Genomic DNA, 2369 nt, shown 5'->3' on the forward strand with positions numbered 1-2369 from the left:
GAGGCCGAGGGCCGTGGCCGCCGCGCGCCGCCGCGTGCGGTGCGCCGCACCGCCCTCGCCGGGCCCGAGGTACCGGTCGCGCTGGTAGAGCCAGCGCGCGGGCGCGTGGCAGTAGACGACCGTGCGGCGCGCGCCGCGGTAGCCGTGCGCCCAGCCGGTCGACGACGCGACGAGGACGTCGGCGTCGACCCGCTGGCGGTCGACCGCCGGGGCGAGGACCGGGAGCGCGAGACGGTGGTGGCGGCGCAGGAGGCGCACGCGGTCGAGCGCGGAGGTGCGCAGGTCGAGCGACCCGAACTCCGGGAACGTGCCGCCCGGGTGGTGCAGCGTCGTGTACATCGGCGAGCCGGGGAACGCCTCCGCGAGCAGCAGGGCGACGCGCTCCGCGCCCCCGCGCTGCGTCGCGTAGTCGTGCGCGAGCGCCACACCCTCCGTCATGCGACCTCCCTCGCCGAGCCGACGTCCCAGCCTAGGTGCGGGACCTGCGCGCGACGGCGGGGTCGCGGCGACCTCACCCGGGTGAAAACGCCCGTTCCGCGGCGAGGGTGCTTGCCCGGGGCATCAGACGCGCGCGTGGAAGCGGCCCTGGGCGGCGAGCAGCCCCTCGGTGAGGACCATCTCGACCGCGTCGGCCGCGTCGTCGAGCAGGAACGGCAGCTCCTTGGCCTCGGCCCCGGAGAAGTTCTTCAGGACGAAGTCGGCGGTGTCCGTGCGGCCCGGCGGGCGGCCGACGCCGCCGCGCACGCGCACGTACTCCTTCGTGCCGAGCGCCTTGGTGATGTCGCGCAGGCCGTTGTGGCCGCCCTCTCCCCCGCCGATCTTGAGCTTGACCGCACCGAAGGGGATGTCCACCTCGTCGTGGACGACGACCACGTGGTCGGGGTCGACGCCGTAGTACCGCGCGAGGCCCGAGACGGGCCCGCCCGAGACGTTCATGTACGTCGTCGGCTTGGCGAGGACGACGCGGGGCCCGGGGCGCCCGCCGGGCAGCACGCCCAGCCGCCCCTCGCCGACGACCGCCTGCGCGCGGGGGTGCCGCGCGAACCGCACGCCCGCACGCCCAGCCAGGACGTCGAGGACCATGTGGCCGAGGTTGTGCCGGGTGGCGGCGTAGCGGTCGCCCGGGTTGCCGAGCCCGACGACGAGCCAGGGCTGGTCGGTCATGTCACCTCGTCCTTCACGTCCGGGGGCGCACGGACGCCCGGCACCGTCACGGTACCGGGCGTCCAGCAGGGGACCGGCCTCAGCCGGCCGGGTGGGTCACTCCGCCGCGGTCCCGGCGGTCGCCGCGTCACCGCTCTCGGCGGCGGCGTCCTCCGGTAGCTCCTCGGCCTGCGGGAGCGCGACCGTCACGACGATGAGCTCGGGGTCCGCGGTGAGCGTCGCGCCCGAGGGCAGCGGGACGTCGCCCGCCGTGATGCTCGTGCCGGCCTCGAGGCCCTCGATGGAGACCTCGATCGTCTCGGGCAGGTGCGTGGCCTCGGCCTCGATCGCCAGCGTCTGCAGGTCGACGAGGTGGATCGTGCCGGGGGCCGACTCGCCGACGACGTGGACGGGGACGTCCACGGCGACCTTCTCGCCCTTCTTCACGACGAGCAGGTCGACGTGCTCGATGAGGCCCTTGACCGGGTCGCGCTGGACGTCCTTGGCGATCGCGAGCTCGGAGCGGCCCTCGAGCTCGATCGAGAAGAGCGCGTTCGAGTGCTTGAGCGCCATCATCGTGTCGTGGCCGGGCAGGGTCACGTGGACCGGGTCGCTGCCGTGGCCGTAGAGGACGGCGGGGATCTTGTCGGCACGGCGGATGCGACGCGCGGCACCCTTGCCGAACTCGGTGCGGGCCTCTGCGGCGAGCTTGATCTCGGACACTGGATCACTCCTGAAGACAGTTGCGGGCCGGCCACCAGTGGGGAGCGGTCGGCTGTCCGGACGGTGAGAGGGCCTCCCGGACGGGCGGCTGCGTCGGCGCGGGACACGTGACGGACGCGCGCAAAGGACGACCGCCCAGTCGATAACGGAGATCCAACAGGTCTGGCTGACTCTCCGGACCGCGCTCCGCTCGTGCGGTGCGCGCTCGCCGGCCGTCAGACGTCCCTCGCCGAGGCAACCTGACTACTGTACCCGGGGCCGCGGTCCCGGCGAAACCTGGCTGCGCGGCGGGACGACCCGTCAGCCGGACGTCGCGGCGGACGTCGCCGCGACGGTGGCGCCGACGACGATCGCCGCGGTGATCTCCTCCACGTACGCCTTGACCGCGAGGCTGGGCCAGCTGTCGGCCGCGATCTGCTTCGCCCGCGCGTCGACCGCGCGGCGCTCCGCCGCCGTCCACCCCGGCGCGCCGTCGACGACGGCGGGCGCGCCACGGCCGCCCC

Annotated in this window: 3 protein-coding genes and 1 pseudogene; all 4 read right to left on the minus strand. The window is 74.8% G+C overall.

Going from position 1 to position 2369, the window contains the following annotated elements; genetic code table 11:
* Nucleotides 1–438: pseudogene (locus JZ5iCDA_RS16920) on the minus strand (glycosyltransferase); the annotation flags it as partial.
* Nucleotides 439–561: 123 nt separating this feature from the next.
* Nucleotides 562–1164, minus strand: a complete 603-nt coding sequence (gene pth, locus JZ5iCDA_RS16925) for an aminoacyl-tRNA hydrolase (protein ID WP_069388177.1) — start codon at nucleotides 1162–1164, stop codon at nucleotides 562–564.
* A 96-nt stretch (nucleotides 1165–1260) separates the two neighbouring features.
* Nucleotides 1261–1866: a 50S ribosomal protein L25/general stress protein Ctc gene (locus tag JZ5iCDA_RS16930; protein ID WP_069388178.1), complete on the minus strand. Its 606-nt coding sequence runs from the start codon at nucleotides 1864–1866 to the stop codon at nucleotides 1261–1263.
* Between the two features lie 300 nt (nucleotides 1867–2166).
* The coding region (locus JZ5iCDA_RS19210) for a hypothetical protein (RefSeq protein ID WP_216093477.1) at nucleotides 2167–2369 on the minus strand (203 nt) is incomplete at its 5' end.

Origin of the sequence: Cellulosimicrobium cellulans (assembly GCF_001722485.1) — a bacterium.
Classification (GTDB): domain Bacteria; phylum Actinomycetota; class Actinomycetes; order Actinomycetales; family Cellulomonadaceae; genus Cellulosimicrobium; species Cellulosimicrobium cellulans_A.